13 protein-coding genes are annotated in these 22,424 nt (G+C 55.2%); 8 read left to right on the top strand and 5 right to left on the bottom strand.

Features of this window, described 5'->3' with window-relative positions; translation table 11 throughout:
* The first annotated feature begins 14 nt into the window (after positions 1-14).
* Genes NQZ67_RS06630 through NQZ67_RS06615 form a run of 4 tightly spaced genes read left to right on the top strand, consistent with a single transcriptional unit; the run spans position 15 to position 10,870 of the window.
* Positions 15-1,031, top strand: coding sequence for a carbohydrate ABC transporter permease (locus tag NQZ67_RS06630; protein WP_257443940.1), 1,017 nt, complete (start codon positions 15-17; stop codon positions 1,029-1,031).
* Positions 1,015-1,875 (top strand): carbohydrate ABC transporter permease, encoded by an 861-nt coding sequence (locus NQZ67_RS06625; RefSeq protein ID WP_257443938.1) that lies wholly within the window; start codon positions 1,015-1,017, stop codon positions 1,873-1,875. Before NQZ67_RS06630 ends, NQZ67_RS06625 begins: the two co-directional genes overlap by 17 nt.
* Positions 1,872-4,754: a glycosyl hydrolase family 95 catalytic domain-containing protein gene (locus tag NQZ67_RS06620; protein ID WP_257443936.1), complete on the top strand. Its 2,883-nt coding sequence runs from the start codon at positions 1,872-1,874 to the stop codon at positions 4,752-4,754. The genes NQZ67_RS06625 and NQZ67_RS06620 overlap by 4 nt, the downstream gene beginning before the upstream one ends.
* Before the next feature lie 38 nt (positions 4,755-4,792).
* The gene (locus NQZ67_RS06615) at positions 4,793-10,870 is read left to right on the top strand and encodes a polysaccharide lyase family 8 super-sandwich domain-containing protein (RefSeq protein WP_257443934.1); all 6,078 of its coding nucleotides are present in this window, start codon (positions 4,793-4,795) and stop codon (positions 10,868-10,870) included.
* 78 nt (positions 10,871-10,948) lie between these two features.
* Here NQZ67_RS06615 and NQZ67_RS06610 read toward each other — a convergent pair whose 3' ends face one another.
* Together NQZ67_RS06610 and NQZ67_RS06605 are read right to left on the bottom strand one after the other, a co-directional pair.
* A complete protein-coding gene (locus tag NQZ67_RS06610; RefSeq protein ID WP_257443932.1) occupies positions 10,949-12,409 on the bottom strand; it encodes a response regulator transcription factor in 1,461 nt (486 codons plus the stop codon).
* A gap of 34 nt (positions 12,410-12,443) precedes the next feature.
* Complete coding sequence (locus NQZ67_RS06605) at positions 12,444-14,246, bottom strand: cache domain-containing sensor histidine kinase (protein ID WP_257443930.1); 1,803 nt, start codon at positions 14,244-14,246, stop codon at positions 12,444-12,446.
* Between the two features lie 174 nt (positions 14,247-14,420).
* On the opposite strand from NQZ67_RS06605, the gene NQZ67_RS06600 reads away from it, so the two are divergent.
* Together NQZ67_RS06600 and NQZ67_RS06595 are read left to right on the top strand one after the other, a co-directional pair.
* Positions 14,421-15,710, top strand: a complete 1,290-nt coding sequence (locus NQZ67_RS06600) for an ABC transporter substrate-binding protein (protein ID WP_257443928.1) — start codon at positions 14,421-14,423, stop codon at positions 15,708-15,710.
* A gap of 39 nt (positions 15,711-15,749) precedes the next feature.
* Complete coding sequence (locus NQZ67_RS06595; protein WP_257443926.1) at positions 15,750-16,418, top strand: hypothetical protein; 669 nt, start codon at positions 15,750-15,752, stop codon at positions 16,416-16,418.
* 46 nt (positions 16,419-16,464) lie between these two features.
* On the opposite strand, the gene manA is transcribed toward NQZ67_RS06595, so the two are convergent.
* Both manA and NQZ67_RS06585 read right to left on the bottom strand, forming a co-directional pair.
* Complete coding sequence (gene manA / locus NQZ67_RS06590; protein WP_257443925.1) at positions 16,465-17,409, bottom strand: mannose-6-phosphate isomerase, class I; 945 nt, start codon at positions 17,407-17,409, stop codon at positions 16,465-16,467.
* 19 nt (positions 17,410-17,428) lie between these two features.
* Complete coding sequence (locus NQZ67_RS06585) at positions 17,429-18,346, bottom strand: ROK family protein (protein WP_257443923.1); 918 nt, start codon at positions 18,344-18,346, stop codon at positions 17,429-17,431.
* Positions 18,347-18,454: 108 nt separating this feature from the next.
* On the opposite strand from NQZ67_RS06585, the gene NQZ67_RS06580 reads away from it, so the two are divergent.
* Positions 18,455-19,486, top strand: a complete 1,032-nt coding sequence (locus tag NQZ67_RS06580) for a LacI family DNA-binding transcriptional regulator (RefSeq protein ID WP_257443922.1) — start codon at positions 18,455-18,457, stop codon at positions 19,484-19,486.
* Positions 19,487-19,838: 352 nt separating this feature from the next.
* Here NQZ67_RS06580 and NQZ67_RS06575 read toward each other — a convergent pair whose 3' ends face one another.
* Positions 19,839-20,762 (bottom strand): ArsR/SmtB family transcription factor, encoded by a 924-nt coding sequence (locus tag NQZ67_RS06575; protein WP_257443920.1) that lies wholly within the window; start codon positions 20,760-20,762, stop codon positions 19,839-19,841.
* A 361-nt stretch (positions 20,763-21,123) separates the two neighbouring features.
* On the opposite strand from NQZ67_RS06575, the gene NQZ67_RS06570 reads away from it, so the two are divergent.
* Positions 21,124-22,368, top strand: a complete 1,245-nt coding sequence (locus NQZ67_RS06570; RefSeq protein ID WP_257443918.1) for an extracellular solute-binding protein — start codon at positions 21,124-21,126, stop codon at positions 22,366-22,368.
* Positions 22,369-22,424: the final 56 nt, after the last annotated feature.

Below are 22,424 nucleotides of genomic sequence, written 5' to 3'. Positions count from 1 at the left end.
GGGAGGGGGAAGCTTTGGAATCCGAAGCTTTCCCCTCCTACATTCCAGTCCGAAGAAAGGAAATTACGATGAGACACAAAGGCAGAAACTTGTTCATGATCAGCTTTTTGGCCCCTGCAGTTCTGTGCTTCCTGTTCATTTTTCTCTATCCGACCGCGCGAACGCTGCTGATGAGCCTCTTCTATGTGGAATTCGTCACGGACGACATGAAGAGCTGGACGTTTATCGGCTTGGACAATTTCGAAACGCTGTTCGGCAGCGCTCTTTTCCTGCGTTCCATGACGAATATCCTTAAGATCTGGCTGATCGGGGGAGCTGTTATTCTCGTCATCTCCACGCTGTTAGCCGTCATCATCACCTCCGGCGTTAAATTCAAAAACTTCTGGCGGTCTTTGATCTACCTCCCGCACATCATAAGCGTGGTAGCGCTGGTGACCATGTGGACGCAGTATGCCTTCAATAATCAGTACGGTCTGTTCAAAACGGTCTTTCAGTCCTTGGGACTGTCCTCCTTGGCCGCCTTCCAGTGGACCGCGCCCGAAAACCTTTTTCTGTCCATGATGATCGCTTACGCCTATGGCAGCATTGGGTTCTACGTCTTGATTCTGGCAGCGGGCATTGACGGTATTTCCAAGGACTACTACGAAGCCGCCGAAATCGAGGGAGCGAACCAAATCGCCAAGTTTTTCCGCATTACGATGCCGCTGCTCAAAGATATTTTCAAACGCTGCATCGTGCTTTACTCCGCCGGGGCCATGGGCTTCTTCGCTTACTCCACGCTATTCTCGTTCAGCACGGAGCTTGCTACCGTCACGCCGCTTGTCTACATGTACGACAGCGTATTCGGCCGCGCGTCCGGCAATGTCACCACTCCGCTTAATGTGGGCGCGGGCGCGGCGGTCGGCGTCATGATCATGATTATGGTCGTGCTCGTCAATCTGCTGCTTGACAGGCTAATGCCGAACGATGTCGATATCAATCCGAACAAAAAAAGCTTGGCGAGGAGGAGTCGGAATGCAGGCCAAGTTTAAGATGAATAAACGGGAATGGATAGCCCAGCTAAGACTTACGCCGGGCTACCTGGTGCTGCTGTTTTGGCTGGTATTCAGCATCGTGCTGATCGGATGGATCATCCTCGCCTCCCTGAGCACAACGAAGGAAGTGTTCTCGAACAACCTGCTGGAGAGCGGATTCCATTTCGACAATTACATTCGGGTTATGGAGAAGCATAATCTGGGCGTGTACTTCATGAACAGCGCTTTGTATTCCGTGAGCGCCTGCATCGGGACGGTGCTGATCGGCGCGCCGGCGGCCTACGTGCTCAGCCGGTTCCAATTCAAGGGAAGGAAGCTTTTGAACAACACGTTTGTCCTGCTCATGTCCGTCCCGGTGGTCATGCTGATCCTTCCGTTGTTTAAGATGGCGGCGCAGTTTTCGCTGACCGGCTCGCAGCTGCTGCTTATTATTTTGTATATTTGCTTGAACGTGCCGTTCTCCATCTTCTTCCTGTCCGGGTTCTTCTCGTCCTTGCCGACGGCGCTCGAGGAAGCGGCGGAGATCGACGGCTGCAGCCCTGCCAAAGCGTTCTGGCGCATCATGTTCCCCTTAGCTCAACCGGGCATCGTGGCGTTATGCATCATCAATTTCATCAATGTCTGGAATGAATACTTTATGGCGCTGATCTTCGCCAACCAGACGTCCATGCGTACCGTGTCCATCGGCTTGCAGGTCATCGTGCAGTCCATGAGATACTCCGGCGATTGGGCGGGGATGTTCGCCGGCGTGGTCGTCGTGTTCCTGCCTACGTTCATCCTGTTCATCTTCCTATCGAATAAGATTATGGGCAATATGACGGGAGGAGCTTTGAAGGAATGACGCATCGAATCTGTTTCGACGGAGTGGATAACCGCTGGAATACCGCGCTGCCGCTGGGTAATGGCAAATTCGGCGCGATGGTCTTCTTCGAGGAGCGCACGCTTCATATCGCGTTGAACCATTACGACTGTTATTACCCGATCCTGCCCCGGTACGCTAGACAAAGCGAGAAATCAGCGGCAAAAACATACGAAGAGCTTCGCGCTCAGGTCGATAGAGCCCGCGGGGAGCCCGGCTATGAGCGTTCGCACTATACCGACACGCTAAACCCCGCTCCGCCGGACAGCCGTCCGTCCTACCGCACGACCAGCTATCCCATGGCGGGGGAGATTCTACTTCCGCTAGGACCGGAGATGAAGCCGGATGACTACTCCCTTGCGCTGAATATCGAGGAAGCCAAGGTTGTGTTCGTCGCGAGAGGGGGCGATCAAGAGGTTGGCTGCACCATTTGGATTGCCCAGAGGTTGGACGGCCTTTTTGTACAGCTCAGTCAGTCGGAGCCGGGCTTGTGGGGCGACGCCGGGCTTGTCATCCCGTCGGAACGGGGATTGGGCGGATACTCGGTAAGCCAAGGGCTGGAGACAGACACGCATTGGCTCAGATCCTCTTTCCAGCCGGAGTCGGAGCGGGATCTTTCTCATGTTATCACGGTCGAAACGGCGCTGACGGTCACGCGGGATTGTCTTGTCGCTTCGGTCAGCACGGAATCCGCCGTGGCTCAGACCCGGCTGTTAAGGAGCATGGAGCATGAGCTGGAAGCGGAGCATGCCGAGGCGTGGAAGGCGTTCTGGCGCAGCACGGTAGAGCTGCCGGACAAATTTCTGGAGACCTTGTGGCATCTGCATATGTACCTGATCGGATGCGCCAGCGGTCTTGGCAGCGCCTACCCGGAGCAAGCCTGCGGCTTGAACGGACTATGGGATATCCGCCGCCCCTCGCTATGGGGGAGCATGTGGTACTGGGACGTGAACATCCAGCAGGCGTTCTGGCCGGTGTTCTCCTCGAACCATCTGGAGCTTGCGAAGCTGTTCTGCGAGGGGTACTTGAAGTACGGGCAGGATGCCGAGCGATTCGCCAGGGACGTCTACGGCGCGGACGGCTGGGCGCTTGATTATCCCCACGCGCTGTACAACTGCATTCAGCCGTGGTGCGCGCAGTTTCTTTGGCAGTATTACAGCTACAGCGGAGATATTGAGTTTTTAATGGATACCGCGTACCCCGTGTTCCAGAAGCAAATCCGGTTCTTTAAGCAACTAGCACGTCCGGACGAGAACGGCATTCTGCATATCGATCCGGACATCTCGCCTGAGCAGGGGCCTGTATCCAGGGATTCGGTTATTACGATCGCGTCCATTAAGCAACTGCTGAGATATGCGGCGCAGGCTGCGGAGGCATTGTCGCGTCCCGCGTGCGAGTCTGAGGAATACCGGCGGCTGCTGGATGCACTGCCGGAGTATGCCAGAACGGCCGACGGAAGCCGGTTGAAGGACTCGGCGCTTGCTCCGGACGACCTGTTCCTCCGGCACCCCTCGGTTCTGATGCCGATATTCCCTGCAGAAGAAGTCAGCCGGCACAGCCCGGAAGAGGTATTGGACGTGATGCGGAACACCCTGAAATACGTCTCCTCGCATACGGAGACCGGCATGTTCGGCTTCGGGTGGGTCGCCTGCGCCGCGGCAAAGCTCGGAGAGGGGACCGCCGCCTTGCGGATCCTGTATGAGGAGGGACTTGACTACATTCTTCACTCGAATGGTCTGGGCTACGAGGAGTCCGAGCGCTTCATCAACTACTGCCTGGTGACGAAGCCGCCGCTGTATCCGCCGGCGATGACGGAGCCGTCCGGCGGGATCGTGATGGCGGTGAACACGATGCTGCTTCAGGCGGATGAATATATCGAGGTATTTCCCGCCGTTCCGGATGGGTATGACGGGCTATGGGAGCCCCAAGCGGAATACAGGCACTTGGATTGGCATTTGCAAGGCCGGTATCCGAAGTGGGAGGATTGCAGGTTCACAGGGTTGCTTGCGCCGGGCGGCTTCGAGGTGTCCGCCGAACGGAAAGCAGGGGAGATAAGCTGGATTCGGGTGACGGCTTCGAGGCAAGAAAAGCTATGCTTGCTGCTCCCGGCTCATCTGAGCCCGCTTGGCAACCAGATGGTCTACACCAAAGTGATGGAACCGGGAGAAACCGTTAGCTTCGGCATGCCAGGTACGGCGCAGTCCGGGGCAAGTCCCTCTGTACAAGAGAGACAGGCGGCTTTTACTCATCGAAGAGTGTACCTGGGAGAAGACCGGCACACGGAATTTCACAAGGCGGTGGATGCCTGCACCTGCGCGTTCCGTTTGGGCAACGCGCATCAGTACCCGATCACGCCGTACGTATTTGACTTCGGACTTGCTGAGGACGAGAGGAATTATGATTCCACCTATCCGAAACAACACTTCCGCACGGGGAAATCGCTGCTGTTTTTCGGAGCGCCCAAGCGGGTGGGGCTGGAAGCATACACCGGGGATAGGGGGTATGGCTTCGCGTCGCTTGAGGGGCTGGCCGCCCAAGACCGGAGCGCCCCGGACGACATGCGCCGGGATTTCATCGAGGGCAGCGCGGACGGCGAATTCTGGATAGAGCTGCCCCGAGGGAAATATAACCTGCTCGTCGTCTCGGGCGACGAGGAGGGGGAATCTGTGACTCATATCGGGCTGCCCCATCTCTCCGGCAGAATGCCGGGGGAGGTTATGCGCGCCGGGCGATATCAGTGCCGGACCATCCCGTTTGTGCACGAGCGCGACGGTGCGTTCCGGCTCGGGCTGTCAACGGAAGCAGGCTTCCGCTGGAAGCTGAACGCGCTATTTTTGAACAAGGAGTACACGTTTTGCTAGAGGGTTATCGCTATAACACGCTAGAGGAGGATCATGACATGAGCAAATGGAAGAGGGGTCTGTCGTGGCTGTGCATATTGGCGGTTCTAGTCACGTCCGTTCCCGCCATGCCTGCGGTGTTCGCCATGGAGAATGAGATTCCCCCCGACACATCGAACGTCAACCTCGCGCTGTTGGCCGTACCGGCACAAGGCGGCTCCATAATAGCCAGCAATGTCGGCTGGGCTAGCAATCCGGCCGAGAAGATGAATGACGGCAAGCTCGACAGCGGCCGTTGGGGAGCGGGCGGCGGCGAGGACACGGACCATACCGTCGATTTGGCCTTTGCCGGCCCGCAGACCATCAACAAGGCTGTCATCTACAACTATCGCGGCTCTCAATCGGAGTCGCGCAAACGCATCGCGGAATTCAAGCTCCAATACTCGAACGACGAAGGCGAGGTCAAGGAGTGGACGGATGCTTACCACCGGACGGAAACGACGATCCTGCCGGGCGGCAATTCCACCGGAAGCCCGAATCCGAATGTGTTTGAATTTCCGGCATTTACGGCGAAGTATGTCAGGCTTCACATTATCAAGGGGTATCAGCCCTCTATTTTTGAATTTCAGCTGTTCAATGACCAGCGTGACCCGCTCATAACGACCACGGAGCTGCAGGACGGCAAGGAGGGGGCCGTGTTCAATGCGGTACTGGAAAGCCGCGGCAAGGCGCCGCTCACGTGGACGCTGGAAAGCGGAGCCCTGCCGGCCGGGCTGAGCCTGGCAGAGGACGGCACGATATCCGGCACGCCTGAATCAGGGACCGCAGGCGACCACGCGTTCACCGTTAAAGCGGTCAACAGCTACACGCTTACCGGCGCGGCAGCCCCTGTGTCCGGCAGCCATTCGCGGCAGATCACGCTGACAGTCATCGGTGCCGACATTGTCCTGCCGATAGACCTCAACGTACCTGGCGCGCTGACCATCCCGGAGGGCGAGATCCGGCGCGTGAAAGCCGCGGACGGCACCGCGCTTACGTTTACCTCGAACGATACGAGCGTTGTCGAGATCGAGAACAACGGCTTCATACTTGCCAAAGCTCCCGGTACGGCGGTGATTACCGGCACGGCCTCGGACGGCAGCGGCAAAGTCGGATCGAGCATCGTGACCGTTGAAGCGCCAGCCTACACCGATATCGAGCGTATGCGAAGAAAGTACCGGGAGAGCATGGTGCCTTACGAGTCGCTTGACCTTGCCGACCCGGCTGTGAAGGCCGCCGTGGACAGCGTTTACGCCATCGCGGAGAATCTATATGAGGGCCCGGACGGCTTGAAGGGCAAGATCGTGAACGGTCAGCTCACCGGCCCCAGGCCGTGGACGATCTCCACCGAGCCTATGGGGACTCAGAGCTACCCGGTGGGCACGCACTACAGCAATGTGTATACATTGACGCAGGCGTTCCTGCTGCCTGGCAAGTACTATCACGATCCCGAGCTGTACGATCATATCGTCATTACCCTGGAATGGCTGCTGCGCAACGTGTTCAAAAACAGCGGCATAACAAATACCGCCGCCAATGCCCTGATCGAGCAATACGGCGATACGGACGCGAAGACGCAAGGCTCGGAGCGCTCGGCCAATTGGTACCATTACGGACTCGGAATCCCTAGCAACTCTGGCAAGATTTTGACCCTGCTGGCAGACACGGGCTTCCCAGAGGACCTGAAGGAAGCTTATCTCGAGCGCATCCACATCTTCAGCCCCAGCTCGAACGACAGGTTCAACCTGCAAAGCAACCCCGAAGCGGCCAATAAGATCGATTCCTGTATCATCATCATGGCCCACGGCCTGCTCGCGGACGATGAAGCCCGTGTGAGGCAGGCGGCCAATGAATTGTTCTCCAGCGGTACGATCGAGACGAACAAAACCGGCGGCAACGGCTATTATTGGGATGGCTCGCAAATCGCACACTCTTACTGGGCCTATTCGCTGGGCTACGGAATCAGCATTCTAAACGGTTTGTCCACCGTTGTGTCCGTGGTGGGCGGCGAATCGATAGACGGCAGCCCGATCACCTTCAACCAAACCTATTTCAACAACTTTATGAATACCTTCGATATCACGTACCTGACCTCCGTGTGGAAAGGCGCGGCCATGCCCGGCTTGGGCGGGCGCGGCATTTCCCGGCAGGAAGCCGTGACGAACTGGGCCAGGAATCTTACTGCCCTGCTGAGCCGCCTGTATCCTGTCGTGCCCGCTGAGAAGCAGTCGGCCGTGAAGGCGGCCGTCAAGTCTTGGGTGCAGCACGCGCCGGAGATCCTGAATTCCACGAACTTGAGTCAGAATAGGGAGCTGGCCGCGTTTGTCAGCGACTCCACGCCCGCAGGCGAATGGGAGGGGATCTTCGCTCAGAATAACCAGAGCCGCGTATTCTGGCGGGAGGATGACTTCGCTTTCTCTGTTTCTACGAACAACACCAACATTAATACCTTTCCTCTTGAGGTCGGCAACGGCGAGAACTACAAAGGCGTTCACACGGGCGACGGCATGACGTATCTTTTCCTCGAAAATGATATTAACCAATACGCGGGAAGCTTCTTTGCCACAGTCGATCCGGTCCATATGCCGGGCTCCACCGTGGAAGTCCGCGCCGATGGCTGGCAGGCGTACACCAGGGACAACGGTCCGAATTCCCGGAGGAACAGCAAGCACACCTGGGCAGGCACCTCCGTGCTGACGGACAAGGACGGCAAACAGTACGGCGCGTCCGGTTTCCTGATGGATCTGAGCGGCGCCACCGCCGAGGGCACAACAGCGCCATCAACTCTGGACATGGACGTGACGGCCAACAAAAGCTGGTTCATGCTGGGAGATAAAATCATCGCACTGGGTTCCAACGTCACAAGCACAAAGGGCCGCCCGGTGGACACAACCATCGAGAGCCGCAGATTGCCCTCCGGCAGCGGGGTACTCACCTATAACGGGGCGGCGGTCAGCGCGTTTGATCAGAAGACCGCTACGCCGGGCAGCTACGCCCACCTCAGCTATGGCGACGGGGCGCAGATCGGGTACGCTTTCCCCGGAGAGGGACAGAATATTTCCATCGGCCTGCAGGACCATACCGGAAGCTGGTACGAGACGAATCGCAACTATTCCAACACGCCCATCACCGAGCCGTACGCGGATATTTATATCAACCACGGCACAAACCCATCTGGAGATACCTACGAATACGTGCTGCTGCCGAACTACAGCGCAGACCAGACAGCGGCGTTTGCCGCGAATCCCGGCTATACGGTGGCGGCACAGACAGCCACCCTGCACGCGGTATATGATCATGCCGCCAAAGTGCTGCTCATCAACAATTTCGCCGGTACCGCGGCTACCGTAACGAGTCCGGGCACGGGAATTAATTATGAGATCGACAGAGCGGCGAGCGTGATCATCCGCGAGCATGACAACGGGCAAGTCGAAGTTGGCATTCTCGACCCGACCAGCGGCAACAATGGCGTGACCGTGACCATCAAGGACCGCAAAGGCTATAAGCTCAGCGGCGACAATATGACAGTTACGCAGAATGGCAACAATATCGTAACCAAGGTGACCGCTCCCACGGCCGGAGGCAAGAAATTCAACACTTGGCAGGCTTCTCTCGATGTCATGTCCCTGGATGAGGAAATCCCTCCTCCGAATGCGCCCCGCAATGCGGCGGTCGAATCCATAGACGCCTACAGCGCGACGTTGACTTGGCAGGAGCCGGACAACGCCGGGGAGTACGCCCAGTTGACCTATGAAATCCGCTACATGCGGGGAGGAACGGAGCAGGTCGTGGAGGTCCCGGGAGGCACTACCAGCTTCTATGTATATCCCCTGGAGAAGGGCACGGCCTACGAGTTCAGCCTATTCAGCAAAGACCGCGGCACGCTGTCTGAAACGTCGGCTAAGGCCCTTGGCACAACAACAGACTACTCCGCGCCGATCGACTTCGAGTGGGCGGCCGCCGGCGATACGGTGGTTGGGCCTAAGGCGGACAATGTCACTACGGGAACCATTGGCGGCAGGCCGTTCTGGACGTTTAACGATACCGGAACGCCCGGCGAGAATAAAGCTGCGGTCGTTCAGGACGGCGATACCAAAGCGCTGGAGGTGACGTCGGGAGCGACCAACAACACAAACGGACAGCTGAGCTACAGCTTCTCTCCCATTAATAGCGGCGTGTTCGAATTCAGCTTCCGGGCCAAAGCATCCGGAGGCGCGGGCATTATGAACGGCATTCATTTGCTCGGCACGGTAAACGGCGTGGAGAACGTGCCCGTCGTTTCCGTCGTAAGCGATACCGGCAAATGGACTTACGAGATTATGAATAACAACGCGGACCAAAATCAGACGCTTACCAATACTCGTCCGTGGGAAGTTCCCGTCGCCATCACAGATTGGGTCACCATACGGATGATTGTGGACTTTGACAGAAAAGCGGCAACCGTGTTGGTGGACGACAAGGTGCTTGTAAAGGACGAGGCGTTCCGGTATCGCAGCGGAACATCTGCCGGCAGTCCAGGCCGTTATACCAACGACCAATATACAGCCATCACGGGCTTTCAAGTGAAAACCCGGTGGGGCGGCGATGCAGGCAACGCAATTCGCGTGGATGATTTCTACCTCTCGCCGCAGGCATTGGACGGCGCGGTGACGATTGACAACACCGCCCCGAAAGCGGGAGACACGGTAACCGCGACCTATGACGGATACCATATCGGCGATCTGCTATACACTTGGACGGCGGGCAGCCGGGTGATCCCGGGCAGCTCTGCGTCATACACTGTGTCGGCGGAGGACGAGGGGAAAGCGCTGACCGTTGTGGTCACGTCCGGCTATGAAACAGGCAGCCGATCCGCGAGCGTGACTGTGGCAGAGTCCGCCGTTGCTCCAGGCAGCGGAGACGGCGGCAACTCTCCCTCGACGCCAACAGCTCCGGCCTATAGTGCCGACGTAACGACAGGGAGCGGTTCCGATTCCGCTGTACCCATCAACGTCGATACGAAAAGCGGAACCGCCTCCGTCGATATAGGCTCACAGGGCTTGCATCAGGGCAAAACCATTTTTATCGCGATGCCCTCCATTCCAAGCGTTAAAACTTATACGGTCGGCATACCGTTTCCGAGCCTGTCGACAACTGATGCTCGAAGTACGATGACCCTCGATACCAGCATGGGTAGCGTTACCGTCCCTTCTAACATGCTGACAGGAGTTTCCGGAATCAGCGGAGGCAAGGCGGAAATCTCCATCGGCCAGGGAGATAAGGACCGTCTGCCTGCTGACGTGAAAGCCGCCATAGGCGACAAGCCGCTTATCGAGCTTACGCTGTCTATTGACGGCAAACGGACCGACGGGAGCAATCCGGGCGCATCCGTGACCGTGAGCATACCCTATACCCCGACTGCGGCCGAGCTTGCCAATCCCGAAAGCATCGTCATCTGGTTCATCGACGGCAGCGGCAAGATCATGACAATTCCGAACGGAAAGTACGCTCCCGCGACGGGCAGGGTTACCTTCCAGACCACTCACTTCAGCGATTACGCCGTGGCGTACAACAAGGTGAGCTTCAAGGATGTGGTTCCAAGTGCTTGGTATACCAAAGCCGTGAGCTTCATTGCGGCAAGAGAAATGACAAGCGGAACCGGCAACGGTCATTACAGCCCCGATGCGCGGCTAACGCGCGGAGAATTTATCGTCATGATGATGCGTGCCTACGGCATTGAGCCGGATGCGAACCCGGCAGATAACTTCTCCGACGCGGGCAATGCCTATTACTCCGGCTATCTGGCGGCGGCGAAGCGGCTCGGAATAACCGCAGGCATAGGTGACAAAAAATACGCTCCGGGCAAGGAGATTACCCGCCAGGCGATGTTCACTCTACTGTATAACGCGCTGAAGGTTATCGGACAGCTGCCGCAGGGCGATTCCGGCAAGACGCTTTCGGATTTCGCCGATGCCGAACAAATTAACGGATGGGCTAAGGACGCCATGTCGCTGCTGGTTCAAACCGGCACTGTCGGTGGTAACGCCGGAAAGCTCGCTCCGAACGGCACGGCCACCCGAGCGGAAATGGCGCAAGTGCTGTACCGTTTGCTCGGGTAGTTGAAAATAGTGCAGATATATTGAAACAAAAACGAGGCGCTTCGCAGCTTGAAGCGCCTCGTTTTTGTTTATATAGGCTTACGCGTTATCCTCCGACGCTGTTGCGAGTGCATGCTCCCTCATCGCCGTTGGCGGCTGGCCGGTTACCCGCTTAAACACTTTGCTGAAGTAATACGTGTCGTTAAAGCCGAGCGAATTGGCAATATCCTTGACCGACAGGGAGGGACACTCCTGAATAATCGTTTTGGCCCGCTCGATTTTCAAATGGATAAAGTAGTCGATAGGCGTCATGTTCTTCTGCTTCTTAAACACGCGGCACAGATACGCCTTGGAGTAATTCATTTCCGAGCAGAGCATCGGCAACGTGAGGTTGCTCGATAGATTGCCGCGGAAATACTGCTCGATTTTGTCCACCAGCTGTTCAGGAGACAGGATTTGGCCGCCGTTGTCCGACGAAAGACCGAAAAGCTCGATAATGAATTGATAAAATTGATGGGCCAAATCCGCGTACGTGCCGGAAATGGAAATGATATTTTCAATATAATAGGCGACGGTAAACTCGAAATGGTCCGTGACGGATAAACTGTGCTTTAATGAATTGGCAATGTAGATCAGATCGTTCTGCACGGCGCGAAGCGGGTAGCTGCAAGCCTGCCATTCGTCGAACAGCGCTTGTATTTTAGCGTTCAAAGCTTGATGCTTCGCCTGGCGGATGCATAATGCCAAATAAGCGATAGTGTCGTTCATATTCGGAGTGACATATTCGTTTTTAGGTATTTCGGTCACGACGCTGTTCATCCCCGGCAATACGCTTTGGGTGGCGATCTTTCGCATCCGATTAATTTGCGTATCGATTCGGTCGTTTTTTTGCATCGCCCTATAGGAGAGCGTGACGGAGGATTTGTACTCGCGCTCTAAAACTTCGGCCATCTCGTGGAGCTTTTGCGAAAGGAAATGTTCCGTCATCTTTCCCTTCTGTATCATAATGACCTTTTCATTGGAGCAGACCCCGATAAAGCATGACGCCAGACGCAGGCCGGGAATCATGCTTTTGAGCTTTTGCTCAATATCCTGAGAAGGAATATAGAAACCGTTAGGATGAATAACGCTTTCCGGATTGGAGAGGGGGTTACCCAAAATAAGGTAGACGAGGAAGTGCTCCGTGTCCATCCATTGAATCGGAGCGCCCTCCGCCAGAAAGTCCTCGATATGCTTGGCGTTACGAACGGTATGGACCTTATCCCCGCATTTTTGGAGACAATCGCGGAGCTCCTGGGTAACAACGGGTTTAAGCAAATAGTCCTCCGCGCCGAACCGGATCGCTTTTTTGGCGTACTCAAAGTCTTGATAACCGCTAAGGATGACGGTAATGATGCTCTTGTGGCGAGCATCGATACACTCAAGCAGAGCGATGCCGTCCATATCCGGCATACGGATATCGGTGATCACCACATCGGGGTAGGTCTGCGCAATGACATCCAGCGCGTCCAGCCCGTTATAGGCCGTGCCTACGATTTCATAAGGGCCGTTTAAATCCATAATCTTCCTCTGAAGGCTCTTTAGAGCATATTCTTCATCCTCGACTAGACATATCCTTAGCATGTTGCAGCTCCCCTCCCTCGGTAACAGCCAGCTCGACCACGCATCCGGACGGCTCCAAATGATCAATTCGGATACGGAAGTCGGAGCCCTTCATAATTCTCCAGCGAATGTAGATGTTGTTGAGCGCCATGTTGTCGATCTTCATGTTCAGAATGTCCTTCTTATTGCCCTGCAGGGAATGATCGCTATAAGCAAATAAGGCATATACCTCTTCAATCTTCTCTTGCGCGAACCCTTTTCCGTTGTCGGTTACGCGGATCCGCCAGCCGGAAGCGGCGGTCTCGATCGCGACGCGCACGATAAACGGCGTGGTGTTGCGGTTCATCCCGTGCTTGATGGCGTTTTCCACCAAAGGCTGCAAGGTGAATTTGGGGATGATCTCAGCCAGGAGGGCCGGATCGGCGGAAACCTCCACCAACAGCCGCCCTTCGTATCTCTTTTTCATCAGAATCGCGTAATGATTCAGGTGCTGAAGCTCATCCTCGACTGTATAGGTGCTTCTCGTGTTGTCGGATATGTACCGCAGCATTTGCGAGAAGGCGATGCACAAATCCGCCGCCTCATAATCTCCGTTCATATAGCAGACGGACTCGATCATCGTAATGGTGTTGTAGATCGTGTGCGGGTTCATCAGCGATTCCAGCGCGATGTAGTTGGCGCGCTCCTCATTGGCTCTTGCCTGCGCGTTCTGCTCAATCTCGATCTCCAGCTGTTTAAGCATGGCCTGAAACGAGCGGTTGATGTTCTCGATCTCGGCTATGTCATACGAATTCGGCGTACGCACGGACAGGTTCTCATAGGAGATTTTATTAATCTGCCGGTTAAGCTTGGACAGCGGCGCCGTCAGACGATTGGTGAGGATACGAACAAGTCCTAGAAGGGAGAACAGAGCCACGGCAAAGCTCAGCAGAAAGAAGCCGCCCAGCCTCCAGTCCGGCAGCATATTGGTAAGCGGGGAGTAGATGACCGTGATCCACTCGGAGTAATCGGAGGCCATGTAGGAGATTTGGTGATTTTCCCATTGGAAGCTGCCCGATCGTCCCGGTTGATCCGCGATGACGGCGTAGAGCTCGTTCAGAAACGTCTCGTCCTCCGATTGTTTCCATGGATACACCACTTCTCCTTCTTCGGAGAACAGGACGCAGTCCCCGGGTTGAAAATCTACGGAGCAAAACGATTCAAGCTGCTCATAATTGTTCTGGACCTCGATGACCCCATATACATTGAGACCGTCGTTGACGGTGCGCGCCACCGAATAGACCGGCACGTCCGTAACCCCGAAGGGATCGTTGTGAACGGGCAAGATCACCTTGTCGCCGTTTGCCTGAATCAGCGAGTTATAAGGCTCATAGGATTTGATCGCGTTAAGGATGTGGGTCTGATCCTCTACGTTTTTTGTAAACGTGAAATAGGTTTCCGGAGTAAAGGCGATGATGCGATGGGAAAGGAACAAGGGTGCGTCTAAGGAGACAAACGTATCCAGGATCTCGTTGCTGTACTTCGTATAAGATAATGCCATATTTTCGGTCTTCATGATCTGCATAAAATCTTTGTTGAACAATAACCCGCTGACGATCCGGTCCATATTCTGGAGGGACATATCGACCTGCTGCTGCGTCTTCTGAACAAACTCCTGTTGGGCGTTGATCTCCTTGCGAATCTGATCGTTGTATACGACAACGAAGATTCCGATGAACAGCATCAACAGAAGCGCGGAGATAAGCACCGAATACGCTCGAAAAAGCTGCTGCGAAAACTTGCGCCCCTGCTTCATTGGAGCCTCCATTTATAACGTCGTTTAGCTATTATTGTACCATAGGATACAGGGTTCTGAAAGCGCATACAGCCCCGTCATGCCTAAAGGCTTTTAACGAAATAGGCTTTGAGATTACGAGAGAGTATTGCTATCATAATTGAAAGAGATCTGATCCCATTCGAGGTGAATGCGTTGAGAATTTGTAAGAGCTTACGAATTCCGTTCATCATTGTCGTTGTTGTTGTTCTGACCGCGGGTTGCTTCGGAGGCAATTTGGGCGGGGACGCCAAGCCTGCCGCGGGTCTTGAGCCTGTCACGCTTACCTTTATGCTGCCGCAAACCCATTTCAAGGAGTTTCTGAAGGAGTCCATCCGGCAATTCGAGGAGGAACAGGAGAACGTCAAGATTAACGTTCAGGTCATCCCCGACAACCAATGGGTCAATCTAATCAAGACGAAGGTGTTCACCAACGAAACGCCGGACATCGTCCGCATTGACAAGAGCGTCATGATGCAGATCGGCACGGACCGCTTTGTGGAGCTGGAGGAGTCGGAACCATGGATGGAGCGCGTGATCCCGGCGGAGCTGGAATCGAAGAGGATAGACGGGAAGGCTTACGGGCTGCCGGTATCCTCGAATTCGACAATCGGGATCGTCTATAACAAAAAACTGTTTTCGGAGAACGGCCTGGAAATTCCCAGATCCATAGAGGAGCTGTGGGAGGTATGCAGGCGATTCAACGAGCTGGGCATCATCCCGCTGTACGCTTCGGATAAGGACAGCTGGACGACGCAGACCTGGTTTACCAGCGCCGCTCCGCAGGTCGCGCCGGAGGGCACGTGGGACAAGCTGATGACGAACCGCGCGAATTGGGGCGACATTGGCGAGTTTGCGCAGGTTCTGAACGACATGGTGGCGTTACGGGCGAACGGCTACACGAACCGCGATTACATGATCGCGACCTACACCAGCGCGGTGGACGCCATGTCAAGCGGTTCGGCGGCGATGTATGTGTCCGGACATTTCTTCATCAACGACGTTCTCAAGAAAAACGCCGATATCGAACTGGGAATGGCGCCGATGGTGTACGGCGACAGAATTACGCAAATTCAGAGCCAGGGCATGTTCTCCATCTTCAAAAAATCGGAGCACGCGGAGCTGGCCAAGGCGTTTCTGGACTGGTTCTCCCAAGCTGAAAATATGGATGTATTTACGAATGGATGGGGCTATACGCCGATATTCAACGACCAGAAGGCTGCGTTGCCCGAATGGCTGGAGATACTGAACAGGGATTACATCCGTCCCGGCAAAGTGGTGCCGCATGTGGACAGCTTGCTCGTCGGCGTGGATTTTATGGATTTTTGGGGCTACCAGCAGGAGCTGGTTGCCGGAGACTTGACGGCGAACGAGACGCTGCAGAAATGGGACGAGGCGTACGCCCAGCAGATGAAGAACCGCAAAGTGCCCGGCTGGGCTGAGTAGGGACCGTGGTTCAACGAATACATTAAACCGGGAGTTTTCATGAAAAAAATTCGATTTCTAGCTTTTATTACGTTTGTATTCTTGTTGTCTGCTTGCAGCGCGGGTGGCGAAAGCAATGCCGCCTTTGAAGGAGATCCGCCGCTCTCTTCGGACTACTCATTCATTCCTGCAGGGTGGGGAGTAGCAGCGAAGGGCGATCCCATTGTTGCGGAAGGAGACTTGAACAAAGACGGAGTCCAAGACGTGGCGATGATCATAGAACAATCGGAGTCAGAAGCAGAAGGGGCGCCTCGGCGCGTATTGCTCATCGCCTTCGGATCCTCCGCCGGCGAATTCTCCCTCTCCATCATCGCAGACAAGGTGTTCATGAGAGCCGACGAAGGGGGCGTATGGGGAGATCCGTTCGAATCGCTGTCGATCGATCGAGGCTCTGTCGTCGTAAGTCATTATGGGGGAAGCAACTGGAGATGGTACAGCAAATATCGCTTCCGGTATCAAGACGATGATTGGTATTTGATCGGAGCGACGAAGGGCGAGCATTTTACGGGCGACGAATCGCGGACAGAAGAAGATTACAACCTGCTCACCGGAGACTATATCATAACGACAACGAATGAAGAGGGAGTCGTTTCCACGGAGAAAGGAAATAGGGGAAAGAAGCCGCTGGTCAAGCTCGGAAGTTTCGATATTACTACGGAAAATTGGTGAAAAAAGGCGTCCTCGAGGGGACGCCTTTCTGCATAGCCGAGAGCTGCTACTCCCGCGAAATAATCAGCTTGAGCTCGCCATCCAGCTCGTACGGGCCGAAGTCGACCGGCAGGATGAGGTGGTCGCCTTTGTTCAGCTTATATTCGCTGTCCAGAACGCGGAGCAGGCCGCTGCCGCCGATGACGCTGACGAGCGTATATTTTTCGTTGGCCGGCATTTCCGTTCGGCCGGTTATGTCCCATTTCTCGACGGTAAAAAACGAATTCGATACAAACGTCGTCTGGACGATGCCTTCGCGTTCGGCTGCCGAGTACTTGGCAGGCTCATAGGCCTGCGGGATCGTCGTGACGTCGATCGCTTTCTCGAGATGAAGCTCGCGCAGATTGCCGTCCTTGTCGCGGCGGTCGTAATCGTACACCCGGTAGGTCGTATCGGAGCTTTGCTGCGTCTCCAGCACGACGATGCCTTTGCCCAGCGCGTGGATTGTTCCGCTCGGTACGTAGAAGAAGTCGCCGGCTTTGACCGGTACCTTCGTCAGCAGCTCCTCCCATTGCCCGCTCTCGATCATCTGGCGCAATTGCTCTCTGGAAGAGGCTTCATGGCCGTAAATAATCGCAGCGCCCGGCTCCGCATCGACGATATACCAGCATTCCGTCTTGCCGAGCTCGCCGTTCTCGTGCTCTCCCGCATAGCTGTCGTCGGGATGCACTTGAACGGACAGATCATCGGAAGCGTCCAGCAGTTTGGTTAGCAAAGGGAACACTTTGGAGCCCGAGCGGAACAGCTCCGGATGCGAGGTCCAAAGCGTGCCTAGCGGCATGCCTTCATAAGGGCCGTCCTTGACGATGCTTTGCCCGTTGGGATGCGCGGAAATCGCCCAGCACTCCCCGGTTTGCTCCGTCGGAATCGAGTAGCCGAACAGCTCCTTCAGCTTTGTTCCGCCCCAGATGCGTTCTTGAAACACGGGCTGCAAAAAAATCGGTTGATTCATGAAATGAAACACTCCTCTTCTAGTACTTAATATGAATGAGAGCCGCCGCGCCGATGAGGCCGGCATCCTGCTGAAGCTCGGCAGGGATGACAGGCGTAGTTCGCCCGGAAGGATTGAGCGCATGGCGCTTCACATAGCCGCTGACGGCATCGAATAAGGGCGATCCGACTTGGGAAACGCCGCCTCCGATGACGATCAGCTCGGGATCGAAGGTGTTGATGAGCGTCACGCAGCCGATGCCCATGTATTCGAATACGCGGTGGACAAGCTGCTCCATGGCCGGGTCTTGACCGGAGAAGGCAAGCTCGAACGCTTCCTTGGACGTAACCGGACGGCCTAGCAGAGCGCTGGCTTCCCGCGCGATCGCCGTACCGGAGGCGATGTATTCGAAGCAGCCTCTTTGTCCGCAATTGCAGGCGCCTCCGGCCGGGTCGACGACCATATGCCCGATATCCCCGGCATTGCCTGATGCGCCGGTAATCAGCCGGCCATGGCTGTAGATGCCCGCCCCGATGCCGGTGCTGATCGTAATATAGACGAAGTGGTCCGCCGTCTTCGCGGCTCCGACCCACTTCTCCGCAAGCGCCGCGGCCGTCGCGTCGTTCTCCAGCACGATCGGAGCCGCGAAGTGACTTTGGAACGCCTGCACGATGGGGAAGCCCCACCAGCTCCGAAGGTTCGGCGGTTCGGCGATTTGACCTAGCCTGGTGTTGAGAGGTCCCGGCGCGCCAATGCCAATTCCTTGAAGATCGGCTGCTTGCAGACCATTATAGGACAACAGCGTCCGGGCCGCATCGGCCATTTTGCCTACCATCTCATCCGGCGTAAGCGAGAGGTCAGTGGCAAGTGAGGTTTTAGATAGGACCTGTCCCTCTGAATCGACAAGTCCCAAGGCCGTTTTCGTCCCCCCGATATCGACTCCTAGTGCAAATTTCACAGCTTTTTTCCTCCTTATAGCGCATCGCTTGACAAACTTGACAAAATAAATATATGTAAAGTAAAGTTGGGTTAAGTTTACCATGTTTCGAAGGGATTGAAAAGAACGATGGCCCGTAAGAAGAAGGTGTCGATGCAGGATATCGCCGATCGGCTGAACATCTCCAAAAACGCCGTATCGCTTGCATTGCAGGACAAGAAGGGCGTCAGCGACGAAATGCGGTTCCGCGTTCTGCAGACGGCGAAGGAGCTGGGCTACGGCACGTTCGCGGCGAAATCGCCGGCGAGCGGGAATGTGCTGGTGCTCGTGCCGGAGCGGATCATGAGCTATCAGGATAACGATCATTTCCGGTTCTACCATGACATGATCTGGGGACTCGAGAGGAGCATTCGGAAGCGGGGGCTGAGCGCCGTCATTGCGCCGATCGATTCCGAGATGGAGTCGTCTCTTCAGCTGCCTCGTCATTGCGAAGAGATCAAATATATCGGCATTATTTTGTTCGGAATCGTGGACAAGGCTTATGCGAGGCTGGTATGGGAGCTTGACGCGCCGCTCGTCATGCTGGATTCGTATCACCGGGAGCTGCCTTGTCCGGTGGTGGCAACGGCCAACATCGAGGGAGCTTGCGAAGCCGTTACGACGCTTGTTCGGTCGGGGCACCGCGAGATCGGATTTATTGGCCCGGCGAATTTGACGACGAGCCATGAGGAACGCTGGCTTGGCTACTGGAGCGCTATGCAGCAGCATGGTCTTCAGGTAGACATGGGCCGGGTATTAACGGATTCCGCCGGGTTTGGACAGACGGAGCGGGAGATCGAGGTTTTTCTGGAGCGTCTGGACGGATTCCCGACCGCGTTCTTCTGCGGGAACGATCGGATCGCGTATTTGCTCGCCAAGCAGCTTCGGAAGCGGGAGCTGAAGGTGCCGGAAGATGTATCGATTATCGGCTTTGACGATCTGGAATACGAAGCAGACGGTGGGCCGGGCATGACGACCATGCGGGTGGAGAAAGAAAAGATGTGCGAAGCCGCGGCTGAAATGCTGCTGTCGCTCAAGCATGCGAGCAGAGAGATGCTGCGCATGTATATCCGGCCTACGCTTGTTGTCCGGGAGTCGGTGAGGCGGGTTGGGGACGGCTAGCAATGTGATAGCGACACGTGTGATCGTTACTGGCGCGCGGTACGTGGCAGAGCGAGCAATAGCGACAAGTGTGATCGTTACTGGCGCGCGGTGCGCGGCAGAGCGAGCGATAAGGATACGCGTGATCGTTACTGGCGTGAGACGCGCGGTAAAGTGAGCAGTAGCGACACGTGTGGTCGTTACTGGTGCGAGGCGTGCAGCAAAGTGAGTAATAGCGACACGCGTGGTCGTTACTGGTGCGCGGCGCACAGCAAAGCGAGCGATAGCCACACGTGTGATTCCAATATCTAAGGCAACAAAGAAGAGACAGACCCGCACACCGCGCAGGTCTGTCTCTTTTTTATATACCGCGTTATTTCAGCTTCTTCCGATCGATATACGTCAGCTTGCTGACAATATCCTGGTAATAGTTTCCAAATCCGGCGCCGTAGATCGTCAGTCCGCCGATATTTTTCGCGTCTTCCTTGACCTCGAGCTTGAGGTCCCACTGCAGCCGGTTAATGTCGACATTGCCGATCGTGTAGTCCGAAACCTTCGTTCCTTCGATGAAGGTGCCGTCGGCATTGATGCGGATGTGAACCAGCAGGCCGTATTGGTTCATCTCGATGTTCCACCACTCCGGCGTATACTTGCCGCGGGTGCCGCCGAAGTCGCCGGGGCTTGTCCACTTGCCGATGGGGAAGCCGTTGAACGTGAACGAGATATCGGACGGCCAATGCTCGTTGGAAAGCGGCGCCTCCGAAGCGAGCTCCATCGTGAGCTCAAGCTCTTCCGGCTCCTCGTCGGGCTTCAGGTAGTTCGGAATTTTGTACGAAATAAAACCTTTCGAGAACCACAAAATTTTCGCGTCGACGCGTTCCGGGTCCAGGAAGTACCGCGGATCGTCGAAGCCGTCTCCGATGATCTTGTACTTGGACGCCAGTCCGCATGTCGGAACGACGTCGAAGTCGGTGAAATGGCCGATCGAGATGTTCGTAATATGGAAGTTGCGCGGAATGAGCCCTTTGCTTGGGAATACGAGCTCGATCCGGTCGGCGACCAGGGTGCATAGCTTCTGCGACGCGCCCTTGCCGGGAATCATCTCGGTGCGGACCAGGTCGGCCCGCTCCAGCTTCTTAACGTGCATGGTGATGATGGAATTGCTAAGACCGAGCGCGGAGGCCAAGTCCTTCATAATCATCGGCTCTTGTCCGAGCAGCTCGATGATCTTGATGCGGACGTTGCTGGCCAGTGCTTCGAATAACGGGAGATTATTCTCCGATACGATTGTCTCCATGCGACCCTCTTCCGATAGTTCATTTTTATATTAAATATACAGCACTTAAATACTAATTGACAAGGAAAAGGTGAATATCAAAACCATTTTCGTGATTATTTCATATAAACATAAAATACTTAACAAAAAGTTGTTGACAATTGGTGGAATTCGATATTATTCTAAAACACGAGGTTAATAAAACTGTTCAATGGTTAACATTTGAGCGAAACTTTGTTGGCGAATGTAAAGTTCTTTAATAGTCGCCAAAGTGGTTGACGAAATTAAAGGGGTGTTGCAAGTTTCGGAGATGTAACCGCTTAAACAGGCAGTTGTAAACGCTTCACTCAGGGTTGCTTAAAAAAAGGGAGGAAAAGTACAAATGAAAAAGCCATTTATTCATGCGTTAATTCTCTGCTTCACCTTAATGACGGTCCTGTCCGCTTGCAGCAGCGGCAACAGCAGCAAGACGATTACCTTCTGGACGCCGCTCACCGGCGAAGACGGCGCGTTCATGGACCAGCTCGTGAAGAACTACAACGCAACGAATCCGGAAATCAAAGTCAAGCATGTCGTGACGGCCGATATGTACACGAAAATTTCTACCGTGCTGAGCACCGGCAAGGACATTCCCGATCTGGCGATCATCCATGCAGACCGCGTTCCGGGATTCGTGAAGCAAGGCAAGCTCGAGGCTATGACGGGCATTATGGCGGCGCAGCCTGAGCTGAAGGAAGAGAACTACCTGCCGCAAGCTTGGAATACCGGCAATATTGACGGCGTTCAATATACGGTGCCGCTCGATATTCACAGCAACGCGATGTACGTGAACAAAGACCTGCTTGCGAAATACGGCGTAGAGCATTGGCTGGACGACAATAACGTGACGGTCGACGAAATGCTGGAGCTGCAAGGCAAGATGGAGGAAGGCCAGTACGTGGTGAACGACGCGCTGATCGGATGGGTTATGTTGGCGCAAATCCAGAACCTGGGCGGCGATATCCAAGTGGACGGCAAGCCTGCTGTAGATTCGGACGTGTTCCGTCAAGCTTATACATCGGTGAAAAAGATCGCCGACGCCGGCCTGATGACGCCGTTCGGCGAAGACGGCTTCCTGATGTTCCAATCCGGCAATGTACTGTTCTCCACGGATGGAACGTGGAGCTCGACGGCGCATGCCGCCGTTGAAGGGCTGAACCTTGGCGTAACGAACATTTACTCCGTATCCCCGGACAAATTCACGAACCGTTCTTCCTCGCACTTGTTCGCGATGTTCGAGAACGAGAAACGCGCCGACGAGAAAGAAGCGGGCATCGGCCAATTCCTTGAATTCATTCGTCAGAACTCGATGGAGTGGGCGAAAGCGGGACAAATCGTCGCAAGTAAACAAGTTATCGAATCTCCGGAGTATAAGAACTATATGCAGTCTTTCTTCACGTCGAACGACGTGCAGACGCAGTCGCTCTACATTTACACGTACGAACATTATCCTTACATTCAAGAAGCGGTCGACACCTATACAGCCGACCTCATCAGAGGCAACATCGATCTGGACGAGACGCTTGCCACGATGCAGAAGTTCGTGGAGGACAAGATTGCCGAGAACGAGTCAAGCGGGGCCAAGTAACTCCTAATTCAATAAACGGTGGAAGGCAATGTGTCATGTCTAGCACATGACACATT

The organism is Paenibacillus soyae (genome assembly GCF_024623455.1).
Taxonomy (GTDB): domain Bacteria; phylum Bacillota; class Bacilli; order Paenibacillales; family Paenibacillaceae; genus Pristimantibacillus; species Pristimantibacillus soyae.
This window is presented reverse-complemented; position numbering and strand designations above follow the sequence as displayed.

Coding starts and splice junctions, on each gene's coding strand:
- NQZ67_RS06625 (WP_257443938.1), top strand. CDS start 1,015: ATGCAGGCCAAGTTTAAGATGAATAAACGGGAATGGATAGCCCAGCTA.
- NQZ67_RS06620 (WP_257443936.1), top strand. CDS start 1,872: ATGACGCATCGAATCTGTTTCGACGGAGTGGATAACCGCTGGAATACC.
- NQZ67_RS06615 (WP_257443934.1), top strand. CDS start 4,793: ATGAGCAAATGGAAGAGGGGTCTGTCGTGGCTGTGCATATTGGCGGTT.
- NQZ67_RS06610 (WP_257443932.1), bottom strand. CDS start 12,409: ATGGATTTAAACGGCCCTTATGAAATCGTAGGCACGGCCTATAACGGG.
- NQZ67_RS06605 (WP_257443930.1), bottom strand. CDS start 14,246: ATGAAGCAGGGGCGCAAGTTTTCGCAGCAGCTTTTTCGAGCGTATTCG.
- NQZ67_RS06595 (WP_257443926.1), top strand. CDS start 15,750: ATGAAAAAAATTCGATTTCTAGCTTTTATTACGTTTGTATTCTTGTTG.
- manA (WP_257443925.1), bottom strand. CDS start 17,409: ATGAATCAACCGATTTTTTTGCAGCCCGTGTTTCAAGAACGCATCTGG.
- NQZ67_RS06580 (WP_257443922.1), top strand. CDS start 18,455: ATGGCCCGTAAGAAGAAGGTGTCGATGCAGGATATCGCCGATCGGCTG.
- NQZ67_RS06575 (WP_257443920.1), bottom strand. CDS start 20,762: ATGGAGACAATCGTATCGGAGAATAATCTCCCGTTATTCGAAGCACTG.
- NQZ67_RS06570 (WP_257443918.1), top strand. CDS start 21,124: ATGAAAAAGCCATTTATTCATGCGTTAATTCTCTGCTTCACCTTAATG.